Genomic DNA, 20014 nt, shown 5'->3' on the forward strand with positions numbered 1-20014 from the left:
GGACCAGTTGTAGCGATTGCAAAAGCGAAAGATTTCGATCAAGCAATTGAAATTGCGAACGATACAGAATATGGATTAACAGGTGCAGTCATTACGAAGAACCGTATGAACTTAGAAAAAGCTCGTGAAGAATTCCATGTTGGCAACCTTTACTTCAACCGTGGCTGTACAGGTGCAATTGTTGGCTACCAACCATTCGGCGGCTTCAACATGTCAGGTACAGACTCAAAAGCTGGCGGTCCAGACTACCTACAGCTTCATATGCAAGCAAAAACAACTTCAGAAATGCTTTAATTTTTAACAAGTCAAGTTAGTGGAAGAAAAGCCACTTTGAAGCAAGGGCTGTTCTGTAAGTAATATATATTGAATAGAATCTGTGAGACTTCTTTGGGGATGCATACATGGTTAATCCGCAGACACAAATGTGAGGCGACTTAGCACCTATGGAGGCTAACAGATTCTTGTTCATCCTTTTTTCAGAAAATGCTGATGAATAAATTATTTCTATTAAATTATCTTATTGAACTTATCCCTTATTCCACAGATGTTATCAACATGAAGAAGTAAGGAGAGAATATGATATGACAAAAACACAACAAGTAATTGAACAAACTCAAAATTATGGTGCTGCAAACTATCATCCACTGCCAATCGTAATTTCAGAGGCTGAGGGTGCTTGGGTAAAAGATCCAGAGGGCAATAAATACTTAGATATGTTATCAGCATACTCTGCTGTAAACCAAGGACATCGCCATCCGAAAATTATTGCTGCGTTAAAGGAACAAGCTGATAAAGTAACATTAACTTCTCGTGCATTCTATAGTGAAAACCTAGGTGAATGGTATGAGCTTGTTGGACAATTAACAAATAAACAAATGGTATTACCAATGAATACAGGTGCTGAAGCGGTTGAAACTGCTTTTAAAGCGGCACGTCGTTGGGCATATGATGTAAAAGGTGTAGAACAAGGCAAGGCTGAGGTTATTGCATGTAATGGTAACTTCCATGGTCGTACAATGCTGGCTGTCTCACTATCATCTGATGAAGAATATCGTCGTGGCTTTGGTCCAATGCTACCTAATATTAAGCTAGTAGACTACGGTAACCTAGAAGCTTTGAAAGCAGCGATCACACCAAACACTGCTGCATTTTTAATTGAACCAATTCAAGGGGAAGCTGGTATCGTGATTCCACCAGAAGGCTTCTTAAAAGCGGCTCGTGAGCTTTGCCGTGAAAACAATGTATTATTTATTGCAGATGAAATCCAAGCTGGTTTAGCACGTACAGGTAAAATGTTTGCTTGTGATTGGGAAGAAGTAGAGCCTGATATGTACATCCTTGGTAAAGCTTTGGGTGGCGGTGTATTCCCAATTTCTTGTGTAGCTGCAAACCGTGATATCTTAGGTGTCTTCAACCCAGGTTCACATGGTTCAACTTTCGGAGGTAATCCTTTAGCATGTGCTGTATCTATTGCATCCATTAAAGTATTACTAGATGAAAAATTAGCTGAACGCTCACAACAACTTGGTGAATATTTCAAAGGTAAATTACGAGCAATTAACAACTCTGTTATTAAAGATGTTCGTGGTCGTGGCTTATTCATAGGGATGGAATTAACAGAAGCGGCACGTCCATACTGTGAAAAACTTAAAGAATTAGGCTTACTATGTAAAGAAACACATGACACAGTTATTCGTTTTGCTCCACCACTAGTGATTTTACAAGAAGATTTAGATTGGTCAATTGAACAAATTGAAAAAGTATTTAAACTTTAACAAAATGTTCACATTTTAATTCGGAAGTATGTTACAATGATGCCGATATACTATCATTAAAAAAAACAAAGAGGCGATTTAATATGTCTGAAAACTTAAACCTGTTCACATCAACTCAAGATGTCATTCAAGACGCTCTAAATAAACTTGGCTATGACGAAGCAATGTATGAATTATTAAAAGAACCGCTTCGTATGCTACAAGTACGCATCCCAGTGAAAATGGATGATGGTACAACAAAAGTATTTACTGGTTACCGTGCACAACATAATGATGCTGTTGGTCCAACAAAAGGTGGGGTACGTTTCCACCCACAAGTATCTGAGGAAGAAGTTAAAGCGCTTTCAATGTGGATGACATTGAAATGTGGTATTGTCGATTTACCATATGGCGGTGGTAAAGGCGGAGTCATTTGTGACCCACGTCAAATGTCTATGGGCGAAATCGAGCGCTTAAGCCGTGGTTATGTTCGTGCAGTAAGTCAAATCGTAGGACCTACAAAAGATATTCCTGCGCCAGACGTATTTACAAATGCTCAAATTATGGCTTGGATGATGGATGAATACAGCCGTATGGACGAATTCAACTCACCAGGTTTTATCACTGGTAAACCGCTAGTACTTGGTGGTTCACAAGGTCGTGACCGTGCAACTGCACAAGGTGTTACAATTGTTATCGAAGAAGCAGCGAAAAAACGTGGCATTAATATTAAAGGTGCACGTGTTGTTATTCAAGGATTTGGTAACGCAGGTAGCTTCCTAGCAAAATTCATGCATGATTTAGGTGCAAAAGTAATCGGGATTTCAGATGCTTATGGTGCACTTCATGATCCAGAAGGTTTAGATATCGACTACTTATTAGATCGTCGCGATAGCTTCGGAACAGTAACTACTTTATTTGAAAACACAATTTCAAACAAAGAATTGTTAGAGCTTGATTGTGATATTTTAGTGCCAGCCGCTATTGAAAACCAAATTACTGCTGACAATGCACACAATATTAAAGCAAACATCGTAGTAGAAGCAGCAAATGGTCCAACAACAGCTGAAGCAACGAAAATTTTAACTGAACGTGGTATTTTACTTGTACCAGACGTATTAGCATCTGCAGGCGGTGTTACAGTTTCTTACTTCGAATGGGTTCAAAATAACCAAGGTTATTACTGGACTGAAGAAGAAGTGGAAGAGCGTTTATACAAAAAAATGGTGGAAGCATTTGATAATGTATATACAACTGCGACAACACGCAACATTAATATGCGCTTAGCAGCTTATATGGTAGGTGTTCGCCGCACTGCTGAGGCTTCACGCTTCCGTGGATGGGTTTAATAAAGTGAAACTTCAATCAGTGAGGGTATTCCTCATCCCGCTGATTGCTGTAGAGGAACACAAGCTAAGTACTCCGCATCCTGCGTAAATGCTTGTGTGACCAACATCGTGTTGTCCTCAATCGGGCTTTAGTTGATCTCCCACCTGACTTCTTTGCTTTCGCTGAATTTTGAGGTGAGAGTCTTGTACCTGACGCTTCTCTTTCGGTACAGATAAATTACTGCCCGTTAATGCTGGATAAAATAGATAAATACAAAACGAGTCATTCCTATATCATTAGGATGACTCGTTTTTGTCTTGGGGCGACTTGTGTTTATTTGTTTGGATAAGATGCTCCAGTCGCTTTTCTAAAACCACTTTTCTTTCATTCCGCACCTTTTGTACACGCAGAAATTTCAATAACCCTATTCCACCAAAAATAGCAACAAAGCAAACGATTACAATAATTAACATAAACATAAGCAAAATTCCTTTATTCTATGTACTGTCTCTACTATACAATAACTATCTAAACAAATTCTGAACATATGGATAGAATATATGTATAGGTTGATAGAACTGTTATATAGCTAGATTGAACTATTGTGAATAAAAAGTTCCTTTCCTTTTTTGTTCAGATTCTGTTCAGGAAGACTATAGTAAATTAAAGTATGACGGTGTTAAAAATTTGAAAGGGGCGAAAATATTTAATGATGAATAACGGAATTTTAAATAGGTGGGAGGAAAAAGGATGCATATCATAACGAAACAGAAAAAATGGTGGAAGCGTTCACTTGCCGTCATGCTTTCACTTACACTTTTGACAAGTAGTGTTTCGCTGACAGGATTGCCTAAAAAAGCGCAAGCAGCGGATCCTGTGAGTCCGGGTGGTGTAAGTACACAACCAGTACTATGGTTGAAGGCAAATGATGGAGCTAGTAAGGACAGTAATGATCAGTTAACTGGCTGGACTGATATAACAGGACATAATACATTTACTTTACATGTTCCTTTAGGAGAAGAAGCAAGAACACCGAAGTATAAAGAGGATGGGGTGAACTTCAACCCAAATGTGATCTTTGGTAATCCTTCAAGTACAAACCATTATAGTAACTCTGCTAAGTTAATTGGAGATAAAAAAATTACTTTCCAGTCGGGGTATGCAGTATATAAAACTCCTCAAAGTGGGCATATTGGTACATTGATTGGTTCCATTGAAACGATTAATTATGGTGCTAACATTTTAGGCGGTCATAGTAATGCTTTCGCTGTAGGAACTGGTGCAAATAGTACACACCGATATTTCCAAGGAATGGTAAGAGGTCAAAATCAACTAGTTGACTATGAAATTGTTAATCAAAGTTCTCATGTAGCAAGAGTTGATGGAAAGGAAAATTCGACACCATCAACCCAGTTTGGACCAATGACAATTACACCTGTTATTGGAGCAACTGCCGGTACTAGTGGTTCGAATTGGGTAGGTTTGAATGGAGAAGTAGCAGAAATTATTTTGTTTGATACTTCAACAAGTGTAGAACGTGCGAAAATCGAAACCTATTTAGCTGTAAAATATGGTATTACATTAGGTGATGGTAATGTTGACTATGTAGCAACGAATGATGCCATCGTTTGGTCCGCTGATAGTGAATACAAACACAATATTGCAGGTATTGCACATGATGATGCAGAAGATTTATTACAAAAGCAAAGTCGAAGTATTCATACAGGCACACAAGTAGCAATTGGTATTAATGCACTCACTGAAACAAATGCGGCTAACACCGGGTCATTGATAAATGGACAATATTTGATTTGGGCCGATAACGGCAAGGATCTAGCGTTCACAAAGCAAATCGGCACAACTAACAAAAATCATGCTGAACGTATTTGGAAAGTACAAAATACAGGAAGTGTGGGTAAAGTAGAAATTGCCATTCCAAAGAGTGCACTTCCAGAAAACGCAACATTACGAGTAGGGGACAGCGATACAGATTTTGCACTAGCAACTGAACATACATTAACAGAGATTACTTTAGACGGCACACCTCATTATGCTGCAAAAGTCATGTTAGAAGATGGTCAGTATTTCACGTTTGCAGAGGATGTCCCTACTCCTAAAACACCTGGAAGTATTGATACATCTAAACTTTCCTTATGGGTAAAAGCAGATAGTGCAACTGCTGTAAATGGAAATGTGACAGCATGGAAAGATGAAACAAATGAAAATGATTTTTCAATAACTGGAAATCCGAAAATTGAATCTTCAAGTGTTAACTTTAATCCTTCAGTGTCATTTGATGGTATTGACTATTTTGTAGGGAATAAATCAATCTCGATGACAGAAGCTTATACTGTGGCGATGTGGAATGGAAATAAAAAAGGTACATCTCCCCAAACAACTAAAGGGGTTATTCTCTCCCCAACACTACGAAATGGAGGGGCAGACTATTATTTCTGGAATAATAGTGAACTTAATGGACTGTATTCAGGTGATGGGTCATATAGTATCATGTCTCTCCCCAAAGATGGTGAGTACAATTTGTGGAATACTGCACAAGGCATTTCGCATAAAGACGGTAGCGTTAATGGAAATACAAATGGTAGCTTTGCTATTGCAGGAATACCACAAATTGGTAAACGGAATGAATACACAACTCCAGCTAACGAGATGGGTAACATGAATGGTAATATTGCTGAAATTGTTGCCTTAAATGCAAAAGCAGACACTACTGAACGAAATAAAGTAGACAGCTATTTAGCTTTAAAATATGGCATTACCTTGAATAATGGAGCGAGTAGCTATGTGGACACTGCTAGTACCCCAGTATGGACAGTAGATGCTACGTATAAAAACAATATAGCTGGTATTGCTCGTGATGATGCAGAGGCTTTATATCAAAAACAAAGCCGCAGTATCAATGCAGGAACACAAGTAGTGATTGGGCTTGACACACTTGTTGATACAAATAGTGCTAATAATGGTACGTTGACAGATAAACAATATTTAATCTGGGGCGATAATGGGGCAGCATTGAAATTTACAAAGCCAGTCGGCACAACAGATAAGAACCATGCTGAACGTATTTGGAAAGTACAAAATACGGGTGGTGTTGGTGAAGTAAATATTGCGATTCCAAAAGCTTCTGTGCCAACTGGTACAACATTATTAGTGGGAGCAAGTGAGACAGATTTCACTACTGTTACACCTCATCCAATGACAGAGGTGACCGTTGCAGGTACAGATTACTATGTTACAAAAGCGACTTTAGCTAATGGTCAGTATTTCACGTTTGCAGCGGATGTACCTGTACCGCAAAGCGTGAAAGTGGAAGAAATCACAGCGAATCAAAATCAAATTGCCGTGACATTTGATAAAGACATCAAATTAACAGCTCCTGAAGCAACTGGGTTTACTGTGACTGTAGGTACTGAAACAATTACACTTACGAATGCCGATCTTAAAGTAGATCCTGCAAATCCAAAACGACTACTGATTACATTACCAACAGGGACAGATGCGACTGGTAAATCCGTAAAAGTGGCGTATGATGGACAAGGCCATTTAACAGGCACAAATGATGTTCCTGTAAATGAATTTAATAAAGATTTAACACTTGTTGATAAAACAGCGCTTAGCAATAAAATCACAGAAGTAAAGGGCTTAACACAAACAGACTACACACCAGATAGCTGGAAAGCATTACAAAACGAATTAACAAAGGCGAAAGCTGTATTTGATAACCCAAGTGCCACACAAGCAGAGGTAAATGCGGCATTACAGGCATTAGAAGATGCACAAAATGCCTTAAAAGCACCAAAACCAACAAGTGTGGCACTGACACAAACTGTAACAGACGGCAATAAAGTGACACTGACATTCAATCAAGAAGTAGAGCTAACAGATTTAACAGGCTTTACTGTCATGGTGGATGGCACGCCAGTAACACCAACAGTTGAAGTTGATCCAACTGACAATAAAAAAGTGATTTTCACATTACCGAATGGGACAGACGTGACGAATAAAGAAGTGAAGGTTATTTATAATGGTGCAGGAAATTTAAAAGGTAAGGGAGCGACAGGTGCGCTTGTAGAGAATTTTGAAATGGTGGCAGAGGACCCATACAGCGCAGCGTTCCAAATTACACAGCCAGATGCAGTGACAGCTAATCCGCAGCCGACAATTGGTGGGAAGGTGGCTGTAACCACAACGCCATCCACAGTAACAATTGTCTTGAAAAATGACAAGGATGAGTCTCTGTTGGTAGATGTGGCGGCAACAGTCGACCCAGTAACAGGTGAATGGACATTTACACCACCAACAGATTTACCAGATGGCATATACACAATCATTGCAACAGCAAAAAATGGTCAACAAACGGTAACAAAGAAACATACATTTACAGTGGCAACACAGCCAGTAGTGGATAAAACAGCCCTACAAAATAAAGCAAAAGAGTCCGAATTACTTATCGGTGAAAACTATACATCAGAGAGCTGGACACAATATAAGATTGCTTTACAAAAAGCGAATGAAGTATTAACAAATCCAAACGCAACACAGGAAGAAGTCGATACAACACTAGCCAAATTAACAACAGCACAAAATACACTTGTGAAAATAGGCAAAGGGTTAGGCACATTAACCCCATCCACAGGTACGTTAAGTCCAAGCTTCCAAACAGGTGTAACAGATTACACAATGACTGTGGGCTATCCAACAGCTGTTATTGACTTTACAACGATTCCAGTGGAAGCTGGTGCGTCAGTGACGACAACCGTTAATGGACAGCCAGGCAATATTGGACAAATTCCATTGCGTATAGGCGAAAACATACTTGTCATTACAGTAAAAGATGCAAATGGTAACGAGAAGCACTATACAGTGAAAATCTACCGTCAAGCCGATACATCTTACCCGGGTGGAAATTCTGGTGGCACAACAACACCTACATCACCCGTAACACCGACACCAGGTGAAACAAAAACAAAAATCCAAGTAGAGCTTGAAATCGATGGGGAAAAACCACTAGAAAAAACAACCGTAGAGATCGAGCGTACAAAGCATGCTAATGGCGATATCACGGACTTTGTTGCTCTAACAGAAGCCAATGCAAAAGAAGCTGTGGCAAAGGCAAAAGAAATCGGTAACGATATTGCGCGTATCGTATTGCCAGATGTCAATGATGAGGTGAAGGAAGCGAAAGTTGAAGTTCCAAAAGAGTCCTTGAAGTTACTACGCGATAACGGCTTATCTTTAGAAATTTCATCAGAAAACGGACATATTGCGATTCCAGTGAGTTCGATGGAAGGTATTGACGATAACTTCTACTTCCGTTTAGTACCTGTGAAGAAGGAAAGTGAGCGTCAAGCTATTGAAGAGCGTGCACGTGCAGAGCGCGTTGTACGTGAGACACTTCAAAGCAATGATGTGCATGTAGTGGCACGTCCAATGACAATCGAAACGAATATGCCAAGTCGTCCTGTACAGGTAACATTGCCATTAAAAGGCGTGAAAATCCCAACAAATACAGCAGAGCGTGAGGCATTCCTTAAGCAATTAGCCGTATTTATTGAACACTCCGATGGGGAGAAAAAAGTGATTATCCCTGAAGTGGTAACAATGACGAAGGGTGAGCTAGGCCTACGCTTTACAGTGGAGAAGTTCAGTACATTTACAATTATTCAGGTGAATAAAGAAGAAGAAACAAAATCACCTGTAGAAGTAAAAGAGCATGATGCCTATATTAAAGGCTTCCAAGATGGTACATTTGGTCCAGAGAAAAACGTAACACGTGCTCAAGTGGCAACAATGATTGCGCGTATCTTAGGCTATACAGATGGTACAGTAAATACTGCACCATTTAAGGATATTCCAAGCGATCATTACGCAGCGGGTGCCATTGCCTTTGTCAAAGAGCGTGGCATTATGAATGGCGATGTCAATGGCAACTTCCGTGCAAGCGAAAACATTACACGTGCACAAATGGCAACTGTAGTGGCGAACTTTAAGCAACTGCATATCGAAGAGAATGTAGCGATTACATTCAACGATACAAAAGGTCATTGGGCACAATGGATTATCGAAGCAAATCGTGCGGCAGGCATCATCAACGGTCGTCAGGATGGTAGCTTTGCGCCAGACGAGCATTTAACACGTGCTCAAGCTGTGGTCATGATGAACCGCATGTTCAAGCGTGGTCCGCTACATGGCGTGACAGCACCAAGCTTCCCAGATGTAAAAGCAACACACTGGGCGTTTAACGAAATTGAAGAGGCAGCGAATCCTCATGCATATTTCATTGATGAAGAGGGGCAAGAGCAGATTAATTGAATACGTTTGGGCAATTACAGGCTAAGTACTTTTTAGCCTGTTTTTCAGTTATTTATGGGGAAATAAATAAAATTATTAATTGATTGAAAAGAATTTTTTTGTAATAAATAGATGATCTGTTCAGATTTTGTTCAGGTACCCCTTGATAGACTAAATAGTAAAGTTATGAAGCCAATATTTAGCGAAGGGGAGAACAATAAATGAAAAATAGTACAGCACTTTATGACAAACTATTTAGAATAGCGATGGTTACAGTCATGGCAAGTAGTGCAGTGGCAGTTGTAGCACCAGACAATAATGATCGAAAGTAAGGAGCCAAGTATTACAAAAATAGCACTTCAAGCTGAAAATACTAATGGCTTCATCATGTCAGAAAACAAGGTTGAGCTAACATTTAACAAACCATTTGCGTCATTTGATGAAATAATCATTAATGGGTAAAACATTACAGAAGGGACTTGGAATCTAACTCTTACAAAGTGGACTAGTAAGTTGATAGGAAATGTCACTTCAGGAGATACAGTGACTGTTACTATTTTAACTGACAAACATCAGAATGTAACACCACAAACAGAGGAGTCATTTTATGTAGAAGCTAAAATTGCTAGGAAACCGGTATTTTGTATTTCAACAGTACTTACAGGAACACTCACTTTAAATAATTCACCAATTACCGCAAAAGGTGCTAGTACTCCTGGGGTTGCATTAAATCTTCCTGCAGGGCATTCAGTAAATGTAAATACAGATGCTAATTCTACTTTAGAGGAAGGGTTAAAGTAGTTCTGTAGCGCTTGAGCTGTTTAAAAGATGTATTTTTGACGCACTTTCTAGCTTAGTGATATATATGGCAACCTTGTGAGATTTTCTCGGAGGTTGCTTCTTTTTAATCTTTCCCCATTCTCTTTAAAGTATTTATAATATTATAATAACTTTAGTGCTATTATTTTAAAAATTAAAAATTAACAAATATAAACAAATGGCAGGGGCATGAGTATGAAAAAGAATTTTTTAATAGCGATAAGTATTATTATGTTATTTGCCATTGTTATTATAATCGGGAATGGACATTACTTTTTTGAAGATGATGCCCCGATCGTGAAACAGGGGATGGCGATTGTGTCTAGTGAACAACTTGAAAATAATAGAACTATTAAGCTTAATGGAGAGTGGTCCTTTTATCCAAATTTACTGCTATCGCCCCAACAGTCATTAAATGACTATACAGATCAACGGATATTTTTAAAAGTTCCTGATAAATGGGAGGGGAATTTTCAATTTAATGAAGATGGTCCTATTGTGGGTACATATCATATTTCCATAAAAGTTCCAACAGAAAGACAATATGGTTTATTTTTTAGATATATACACACATCTAGTCGAGTGTTTATTAATGGTATGGAGGTTGGGGGAAAAGGAAATCCAAGTACATCTTTTATAGAGTTTCAATCAGAGAATGATGATAAATTTATTGTCATTGGACAAAGTAAGGAGCAAGTACTTGATATTTTAATACAGGTAGCTAGCTATAATCAGTATCCAACTTCAGGAATTGTGTATCCTGTTGAATTTAGTACAACTGAAAAGATACAGAATTTTTATGATCAAAAAAAATTGAATGATATAGTAGCGAGTATGGGTCATATTGTCTTTGGTATCATCTATCTGATTAGCTACGGACAAAATCGCAAACGAAAAGAAGAATTGTATCTTGGGCTGTTTATGATACTAATGGGTTTTTATTTGTCCTTTATTAATATGAAAATTTTCTTTCAGATTGTTCCCATAGAATTGATTAATAATCAGCTACGTTTACAACTCGGCATCGTCCCACTCGTAAATATGTGTCTGACACTTTTTCTTTATACTATGTATCCACAAGTGGTAAAGAAGAAAGTGGTTTATACATTTGTTATTTTTCTAGGTTTTACTTTTTTGATCTATGGTATTTCTAATCCTTTTTATCTCGATAATAGTGAAGTGACTGAACAAGCTTTGGTTATTCTACAGATCACATATATAGCTTTTGTAACACCAGGAATTATCTATATCGCATTAATTTTAATTCGTATTATTTTAAGGAATTTAGAGGGAGCTTCTTATGTATTAATTGTCTTTGTAGCGATTTGTTGCTATGCGTTCTTAATTATCGTTAATTTTTTAACAGAAATACCGGTTGATTATAGTGAGTTAGTGCTTTTCTTATGTGTATTAGTAGGCTTTTCCTCATTATTAAACTATCGTGCCAATACTACTTTTATGAAACTAGAAGCTATAACAGAAGAATTGCGAACACATAATCAGATGAAGGATGAATTTTTACTGAAAACCTCCCATGAATTACGTACACCTTTAAATGGCATTTTAAATCTATCAAAATTATTAATGGAGGGTGCACAAGGGCCATTAAAACGAACTCAACAAGAGCAAGTGATATTAATTCATAATATAACGCAGCGCCTAGGACATTTAGTGGAAGATTTATTGTTCTCATCCAATCATATGTCAGGTGAACTACGCGTTTCGCCTCGTACTGTACCTATAAGCATTATAAATGATGTAGTTACAGAAATACGTAGTGTAATGCCTGCAAATAGTTACGTACGATTACTCGTTGAAGTAGATATGACATTGCCACCCATGCTGACAGATGAATTGCGCTTTAAACAGATATTGTACAATCTATTACACAATGCTATCCAGCATACCGAAATTGGAGAAATTACTGTAACCGCTTATCAACGGCAGAAACATATGATTATCGAAGTAAGTGATACAGGAAAAGGCATTCCTGCTCAGGATTTAGAACGTATCTTTAATGCATTTTATCAGGTAAAAAATAATCACCATAAGGATGGTCTTGGATTAGGATTGAGCATTGCAAAAAATATTGTAGATAAATTAAACGGTGCAATTGATGTAAAAAGTACTTTTGGTGAAGGAACTACCTTTGCATTCACAATGCCGCTTGCCACAAAGGATCAAGCTGGTGAGGATAATTCACTTGCAATCATTACACAAACTTCAGCAGATATACTACAGCTTGAGCTACCGTTTATTCATAAAGGTAATGATAAAAAAATACTTGTTGTAGATGATGATCATATCAATATAAAGGTGTTAGCAGATGTACTGGCTTTAAAGGGCTATACAGTGATTGGTGTGGATAATGGTTTTGACGCTGTCGATTATATTAAAACGAATCAAGTGGATTGTATTCTAGTCGATTTAATGATGGAGGGAATGTCGGGCTATGAATTATGTAAGAAGGTGCGCAAGCATTATGATATGTTAGAACTTCCAATCATTGTTTTAACTGCTATTATGAAGCATTCTGATTTAGTGCTAACCTTGCAGGTAGGAGCAAATGATTATTTACAAAAGCCTGTAGCCATGGATGAATTGCTTTTACGAATCGAATCATTATTAGCTGTTCGACAATCATCAGTAGATGCAATTGAGGTTGAGATGAATCATTTATATTCACAAGTGACACCTCATTTTGTCTATAATACACTCAATACAATTATTGGTTTGAGCTATACTGATATGGATAATACAAGGGAGGCATTATACTCCTTAGCAACATACTTCCGCGCAAAGCTCAATGTTCACTATCGCAACAGCATGGTATTGGTTGAAGAAGAAATAGAGCTTGTAAAGGCATATCTTTATATTGAAAAAATGCGCTTTGGTGATCGTTTAACTATCAAATATGATATTGATGAATCTATACAACTTATGATTCCAGCATTATCGCTGCAGCCTTTAGTGGAAAATGCCGTTTTTCATGGTGTTTCCAAAAAGCCAGAGGGGGGGGCAATTGAGGTAAGTCTCCAGCGGGAGGGACAATTTGTTCGGATTAAAATATATGATAATGGAGTTGGTATACCTGCTAAAAAGTTACAACAATTAATGAATGAAGAAAGTTCGCGCATTGGTTTTACAAATCCACTAAAAAAATTTAAATTAATGAAAAATGCGAGCTTTCGTTTATATAGCGAGGAAGGCAAGGGGACAACTATTCTAATACTATTGCCGGAGGGTGATGGAGCATGAATATTATCATCATAGATGATGAAAGAATGGCTATTGATGTTTTACGTTTCAAATTAAATCAACTTACAGAGTTTCAGATTTCGATTAGAGGAACATTTACAAATGCAAATGATGCACTGGAATTTCTTAAAAAAGAATTGATTGATGTTGTTTTTTTAGATATAGAAATGATTGATGTGCATGGTTTACAGGTAGCGAAACAATTAAGAAGGAATCCATCTATTCAAATAATATTTGTAACAGCACATGCACAATTTGCAGTGGATGCATTTGACATAGAGGCAACTGACTATTTGTTAAAACCTGTTCATGAGAAACGACTTATTAAGGCGTTGATGAAAGCACAGCAGAAGTTGCAATTACAAGAAAATGTAATAAAAGAGGAGAAAGAGCATCTCTTATATGCACATACATTCGGAAGCTTTTATTTACAAAATGCACAACAGGAGGTTATGAAGTGGCGTACGAGGAAAGTACGAGAACTATTTTTATATTTATGGTTTCATCAAAAAAAGCCTATGTTAAATGTTGTCATAATAGAGGAGCTCTGGCCTGATTTAGAATTTGAGAAGGCAGCAAGTAATTTACATACGTCTATTTACCAGCTAAGGAAGCTTTTTAAGGAAAACGGCATTCAGGATCCAATTCAATTGGTCAATAACCATTATCAATTAAATGTGAAAATTGCTAGTGACTATGATAAACTGATTCATTTCCTAGAGCAGAAAAGGCATGATGAAATATCCATCCAGCAGCTTTTAAATTGCTATGAAGGTGAATTTTTAGCAGAGGAGGAGTACCCTTGGGCTATTCAAACCCAGCTGCGCTTAAAGCAAGGGGTTTTACATGTGCTCGAAATGTATATTACTACTACGGATTCCATTAATTCATTGCTAAAATTAAACTGTTTACAAAAGATGCTAGAGCTAGATGAGTTTAACGAAGATTATATGTTTCTACTATTAGAATTTTTAATTGGGCAAAACAAAAAACAGGATTGTATACAGTATTATAAGAGGATACAAGAGAAATTAGCGGAAATTGGTATATCAGTTCCAGAGAAAATTCTTAGTATTTATAATGCTTACATGATTCGTGTTTAAGGCAATCTTAATTCTTTGCTTTCTTCAACATAAATATGAGAAAATCCAAGTAGAAAGGGGCGAATTGGATGGATTCATTTACATTTTATAATCCAGTGAAATTACATTTTGGTGAAGATGCACTGGAGAAATTACCGAAAGAGTTAACGCAGTTTGGAAAAAAGGTATTAGTTGTATATGGAGGAGGCAGTATTAAGAAAAACGGAGTGTACAGCGCTGTCATCGAAAAATTACAAGAAGCGAATAAAATAATATTTGAATTGAGCGATGTTGAGCCAAATCCACGTGTAGAAACTGCAAGACTCGGCATTGATATTTGTAAGAAAGAAGCAATCGATCTTGTTCTAGCAGTTGGGGGCGGTTCAGTTATTGACTGTTCAAAATTAATAGTTGCTGGTGCTAAATATGATGGCGATGCATGGGATATTGTGAAGCGCAAAGTACTTGTAGAGGAAGCACTACCTCTTGGAACGGTTTTAACACTGGCTGCAACAGGTTCTGAAATGAATTCAGGCTCAGTTATTACAAACGCAGCTACAGAAGAGAAATTAAGCTGGGGCAGCCCTGCCGTTTTTCCAAAATTCTCTATCTTAAATCCTGCTTATACGGTGACGGTACCAAAAAATCATACCATTTATGGAATCGTGGATATGATGTCGCATGTCCTTGAGCAATACTTCCATAATACGACAAATACACCGATTACAGATGAAATGTGTGAGGGTGTATTGCGAACAGTCATTACTACGGCACCTAATTTATTACAAGACCTAGAGAATTTTAAGTTACGTGAAACGATTTTATTGGCAGGAACAATTGGATTAAATGGCTTCTTATCAATTGGTTCCCAAGGCGATTGGGCATCTCATAATATTGAACATGCTGTATCTGCCGTGTACGATATTCCGCATGCTGGCGGGTTAGCTATTTTACAGCCACACTGGATGCGTTTAAGTGTAAAAGTGAATCCTGAGCGTTTTGCAGGCATTGCAACACGAGTATTTGGAGTGGATGCGGCAGGAAAGACGTCAGAAGAGATTGCTTATGAGGGAATCGACCGTTTATCTGCATTTTGGACTTCTTTAGGAGCACCAAATCGTCTAGCGGATTATGATATTGATAATGAAAAATTCAATCAAATTGTTGAGCATGCTATGCAAAATGGACCATTTGGCAATTTTAATAAATTACAAGAGGAAGATGTGCGTACGATTTTACAAAATTCTCTTTAATATTGACCTAGATATGAGGCTACTGTTGTAGTCTCGTATTTTTTTGTGCAAAGGTTAAGGAAACTTAACCCAAAGTGTTGAAATTTGTCGTAGAAGTTTCTTTTGACCTACAATATAATTAAATAGACCGATACAAAAAAGAAAAAATACTTGAATTGAAAAAATTAGTATGAGAAAGGTAATGATTATATTAAGTTATTATTTTATTTCTGAATATTTTGTGTTTATTTTCGGGATATTTTTCATTTAATTGTATCAGGTTAGAGTAAATGACTGTATTTTGTTATAAAAAAATCTGTTTAAAATAGTAGATTTGTTGTCGTATTTAAGTACTTAATGTAGGATTGTTCAGAATTTGTTCAACTGGGTTTATTAAAATAAATACAATATTAAATATAGATTGGAGAGGGAGCAAATGTTGAAACAATTGCTTGAAGACCGAATTGTCACATTACGTTATATTGAGACGCCATTTCAGCAACATGTTTATAAAATGCAAAATTGTGTAGAAGTATTGGGAATTGAAGCGAAATCACTGCAAATTGAAAATGACCAAATAGTTGCAGGATACATCGTTGATCAAAGTATATTTTTCAAAAGTTTACGCTTTGGTCAAACGAATATTATCTTTACAGATGGTGTAAATAAAGCAATTGTACAATTATTTGTACGTCCTTCTGGTGAAATTATTGCAGAAGTGAAGCCTTATTTAGGTGATGCTGAAATTGTTCTAGCTTATTATCGAACAATCTTGGAAGATACAGCTATTGCAATAGATTTAAAAGGTGCTTTTAAGCATTATTTGGTAGCGCATCAATTGATGAATGTTGAAGATTCAATTGCAGAGGTCCATTACGAATCGATGCATCCTAATGTATTAAAAGATTCTTATGCTGGTAACTTTGTTTTAGGATGCCATACAGATGGAAGAGAAATAACTAATGCAGAGGAATATGCATTGGCCAATCGTTCAGCTACATTAAAATTTTCAAAAATTGTTATTCAACAGCAAGGTGTAAAAAAGATTATCGCATTAAAAATGTTATTAACGTTTATGATTACTAATCATGTTTTTGTTAGTAATGAGGAGTTACCAGACTGCTTAAACGAAGAAGTAATAAAAAGAAGTCACCTAAAGTCAGTATAAAAAACAGCCAACTGCCTGAAATATGGCAATTGGCTGTTTCTTGTTTATTCAATGGATAGAGGGCTATTGTTCAAAAGTTGAGTTAACAGGTCTATCGCCAATATGTGTCCATTCTAGTTTTCCATCATCCTCATCAAATAATATAGCTACTTTCGATACACCCTTCTGGCTTAAAATTACTTCTGTTAAATGGTCACGTACATCGTCTAAAAAGGCTAATGATAAGTTAGCATCTGCTTCAGCAACTAATTCTATATGTAAAAATTCGCCTTCTTTAATAACTTCTAAACGGACGATATCTTGAATGTTTGGATCATCCAAAACTAAATGAGCAATGTGATTCAGCATTTCTTCATCTGTTTCACCGATCACTCCGCGCGCATTATCAAGGAATACCTTGGCTACTACATAAAACATCATACAGCCGATAATCATTGAAACAAGCCCTTCAATATTTGCCCAACCTGTAAAATGTGCAATTAAAATAGCACCAAAAGCCAAGATGTTACCACCTGTAGCTACTAAGTCTTCCATAAATACTAATTTTGTCGCTGGTTTCGCTCGATTTAAGTAAGCAAAAGCTTTAGGAATGGTTGAAATGCCTGCTTTTTCCTGCCCTGCTTCATGTAAAATCTCTATAGCAGCTTTGGCGAGAACAGTTCCTTCTAACACAACCCCGATAAAAAGTACACCAAGTGCTATGAGCATTCCTTTAGATTCACCTGTAGGGTGGATAAAATGATGCCAGCCCTCTTTGACAGTTTCATAAGAAAGAATAGCCACAATAATTACCGCAAAAAGACAAACCAAATTGACTATTCGACCAAAGCCACTAGGGAACTGTTTTGTTGGTGCCTTTTTTGAGAGAGCAGAACCGATGTATACAAAAAATTGGTTTGCTGCATCACCTAGTGAGTGCATCATTTCAGCAAACATGGCGACATTACCCGTAAAGAAAAACGCAATGCCCTTAATTAATCCTAAGAATGCATTTACACCTGCAGCCAAAAGGGAGGGTTTATTACCGTCTTTTAATAGTTTTAATATTTCTGCCATCGTAGAATCCTCCAACTAGTTTAAAATTTCCATTTCGATTTTTTCTATATAAGATAAGGCGCGCAATGAACGATAAAATGACAGTAGGTTATCAGAGACGATTAATGATAGACGTAAATCTAATTCATGTAAAACATTCCCGTTATTTGGGATATCTTTAATGCGGATGTTCTCAATAATAATATTGTTCTCTTTTAGAAATTGTAAAAAGTCTTCCGTTTTCTCATCATTGTAAATCTGAACCTTCAATGATACTTCTCGCATACGAATTCGTTTTGGTCCTATTTTCATTAGGAAAGGCGATAAAACCTCAATTCCAAAAACAATAATAATAACAGCTAATGTTGCGTCCATATAGAATCCTGCACCAACGGCAATACCAATTCCTGCAGCTCCCCAAATCATTGCAGCCGTTGTTAAACCTGAGATACTATCGTTTCCACGTCTTAAAATTACACCCGCTCCAAGAAATCCAATGCCACTGACTACCTGGGCTGCCAAGCGAAGTGGGTCCATTGTGATATTAATGTCTGACCTTGGTGGCGTGGAGTACGCAGTTTCAATTGAAATAATAGTTAATAGACAGCTAAATGTTGCAATAACCAAGCTTGTTTTTAATCCTACGGGTTTCTTTTTTAATTCCCTTTCAATACCGATGACTAAACTTAATGTGGCTGCAATCACTAATTTTATGCCAACTTCATATGTAATCATATTTCCTAATAATATTTCCATACGCAACCCTCCACAGTTATTTCGTATTGCTAAGAGATATGCAAGCTGTCATTATTATATGTGCATTACATTTTTGTATTGTACATCACGAAAGTATGGAAGTATAAGTATTTTTTTAATGGGGGTGAGGTTTTATGGATAAACCTAAAATACATCCATATATCCCAATTTTTATTGGTGTTATTTCTGTATCCTTGTCAGCTATTTTTGTAAAATTAGCAAATGCAGAAGCGGGCATTATTGCATTTTATCGTATGTTATTTTCGGTTTTGATTATGGCCCCCTTGTTTTTTTGGAGATACACAAAAGAGTTACAACAATTATCAAGAAGAGATTGGTTATTCTCTTCTATTGCTGGCATATTCTTAGCGTTCCATTTTATTTTGTGGTTTGAATCACTAAATTACACATCTGTCGCAAGCTCTACAGTGCTGGTTACATTACAGCCTTTGTTTGCATTTGTGGGTACATATTTTTTCTTTAAAGAGAAAATTACGATGAAAACCATTTTTGCAGGTGCTATCGCTATTGTTGGAAGTGTTCTAATTAGTTGGGGCGATTTTAAGCTTAGTGGTACGGCGTTTTATGGAGATATGCTAGCTCTTATTGCATGTGTACTCGTTACAGCATACTTTTTATTTGGCCAGGATGTACGTAAAAGATTATCCCTTGTGACTTACACGATGCTAGTTTATGTTGTTAGTACAATTACCTTATTTATTTATGTTCTTATTAAAGGCGAATCTTTTGGTCCGTATCCTGTAATGGATTGGGTATGGTTTATTTTATTAGCGATAGTTCCTAATTTATTTGGTCATACTCTATTTAATTGGTCTATCAAATACGTTAGTACTAATGTAGTTTCCGTTGCGATATTATTTGAACCAATCGGTGCGGCTCTTTTAGCTCTTCTGATTTTTAAAGAGTATTTGATAGTCACACAATTGATTGGAGGATTAATTGTTATAATGGGAATACTTTTGTTTGTTATCGATGAGAAAAAGATTTTTAAGTTTTTTTCAAAAAACGCTTGATTTTTAAATTGCTATATTATATATTATTACTTGTCCTTAACAAGAAGGATGACTTGATAAAAAGATTTTAGAAAAAAGTTGTTGACTTCTTGTTGAATACAAGTTAAGATAATAAAGTCGCTGAAAATAATGGGCGATAAAATATGAACCTTGAAAACTGAACAAGCAAAACGTAATCAATCAAGTTTTTAGTAGCTAGCTTCTGCTGGTGAACAAAACAAAAATTTTGGACATCAAA

13 protein-coding genes are annotated in these 20014 nt (G+C 36.8%); 11 read left to right on the plus strand and 2 right to left on the minus strand.

Annotated features, from left to right (window positions below; translation table 11 throughout):
* From ACQKIM_RS25100 to ACQKIM_RS25145, 10 genes are all read left to right on the plus strand, one after another.
* Positions 1-294: aldehyde dehydrogenase family protein (locus tag ACQKIM_RS25100; protein WP_427549164.1), on the plus strand; the 294-nt coding region annotated here is incomplete at its 5' end.
* A gap of 287 nt (positions 295-581) precedes the next feature.
* Positions 582-1775, plus strand: a complete 1194-nt coding sequence (locus tag ACQKIM_RS25105) for an ornithine--oxo-acid transaminase (protein ID WP_427549166.1) — start codon at positions 582-584, stop codon at positions 1773-1775.
* 83 nt (positions 1776-1858) lie between these two features.
* Positions 1859-3103, plus strand: coding sequence for a Glu/Leu/Phe/Val family dehydrogenase (locus ACQKIM_RS25110; protein ID WP_427549168.1), 1245 nt, complete (start codon positions 1859-1861; stop codon positions 3101-3103).
* A 730-nt stretch (positions 3104-3833) separates the two neighbouring features.
* A complete protein-coding gene (locus ACQKIM_RS25115) occupies positions 3834-9413 on the plus strand; it encodes an S-layer homology domain-containing protein (protein WP_427549170.1) in 5580 nt (1859 codons plus the stop codon).
* 297 nt (positions 9414-9710) lie between these two features.
* Positions 9711-9854, plus strand: a complete 144-nt coding sequence (locus tag ACQKIM_RS25120; RefSeq protein ID WP_427549172.1) for a hypothetical protein — start codon at positions 9711-9713, stop codon at positions 9852-9854.
* Positions 9855-9905: 51 nt separating this feature from the next.
* The gene (locus ACQKIM_RS25125; protein WP_427549173.1) at positions 9906-10193 is read left to right on the plus strand and encodes a hypothetical protein; all 288 of its coding nucleotides are present in this window, start codon (positions 9906-9908) and stop codon (positions 10191-10193) included.
* A 213-nt stretch (positions 10194-10406) separates the two neighbouring features.
* Positions 10407-13469 carry an ATP-binding protein gene (locus ACQKIM_RS25130; RefSeq protein ID WP_427549174.1) on the plus strand — a complete coding sequence of 1021 codons (3063 nt, stop codon included), beginning with the start codon at positions 10407-10409 and terminating at the stop codon, positions 13467-13469.
* Positions 13466-14572 carry a response regulator gene (locus tag ACQKIM_RS25135; RefSeq protein WP_427549176.1) on the plus strand — a complete coding sequence of 369 codons (1107 nt, stop codon included), beginning with the start codon at positions 13466-13468 and terminating at the stop codon, positions 14570-14572. The genes ACQKIM_RS25130 and ACQKIM_RS25135 overlap by 4 nt, the downstream gene beginning before the upstream one ends.
* A gap of 68 nt (positions 14573-14640) precedes the next feature.
* Entirely contained in the window at positions 14641-15804 is a 1164-nt protein-coding gene (locus ACQKIM_RS25140; RefSeq protein ID WP_427549178.1) for an iron-containing alcohol dehydrogenase, read from the plus strand.
* A gap of 415 nt (positions 15805-16219) precedes the next feature.
* Positions 16220-16951, plus strand: a complete 732-nt coding sequence (locus ACQKIM_RS25145) for a hypothetical protein (RefSeq protein WP_427549180.1) — start codon at positions 16220-16222, stop codon at positions 16949-16951.
* 63 nt (positions 16952-17014) lie between these two features.
* On the opposite strand, the gene ACQKIM_RS25150 is transcribed toward ACQKIM_RS25145, so the two are convergent.
* On the minus strand, positions 17015-18007 hold the full coding sequence (locus tag ACQKIM_RS25150; RefSeq protein ID WP_427549182.1) for a cation diffusion facilitator family transporter: 993 nt from the start codon (positions 18005-18007) through the stop codon (positions 17015-17017).
* A gap of 15 nt (positions 18008-18022) precedes the next feature.
* Entirely contained in the window at positions 18023-18742 is a 720-nt protein-coding gene (locus ACQKIM_RS25155; protein ID WP_427549184.1) for an MgtC/SapB family protein, read from the minus strand.
* A 134-nt stretch (positions 18743-18876) separates the two neighbouring features.
* Between ACQKIM_RS25155 and ACQKIM_RS25160 the strand changes: the two genes are divergently transcribed.
* The gene (locus ACQKIM_RS25160; protein ID WP_427549186.1) at positions 18877-19776 is read left to right on the plus strand and encodes a DMT family transporter; all 900 of its coding nucleotides are present in this window, start codon (positions 18877-18879) and stop codon (positions 19774-19776) included.
* Positions 19777-20014 lie beyond the last annotated feature (238 nt).

This window comes from Lysinibacillus sp. NPDC047702 (assembly GCF_050272555.1).
Taxonomy (GTDB): domain Bacteria; phylum Bacillota; class Bacilli; order Bacillales_A; family Planococcaceae; genus Lysinibacillus.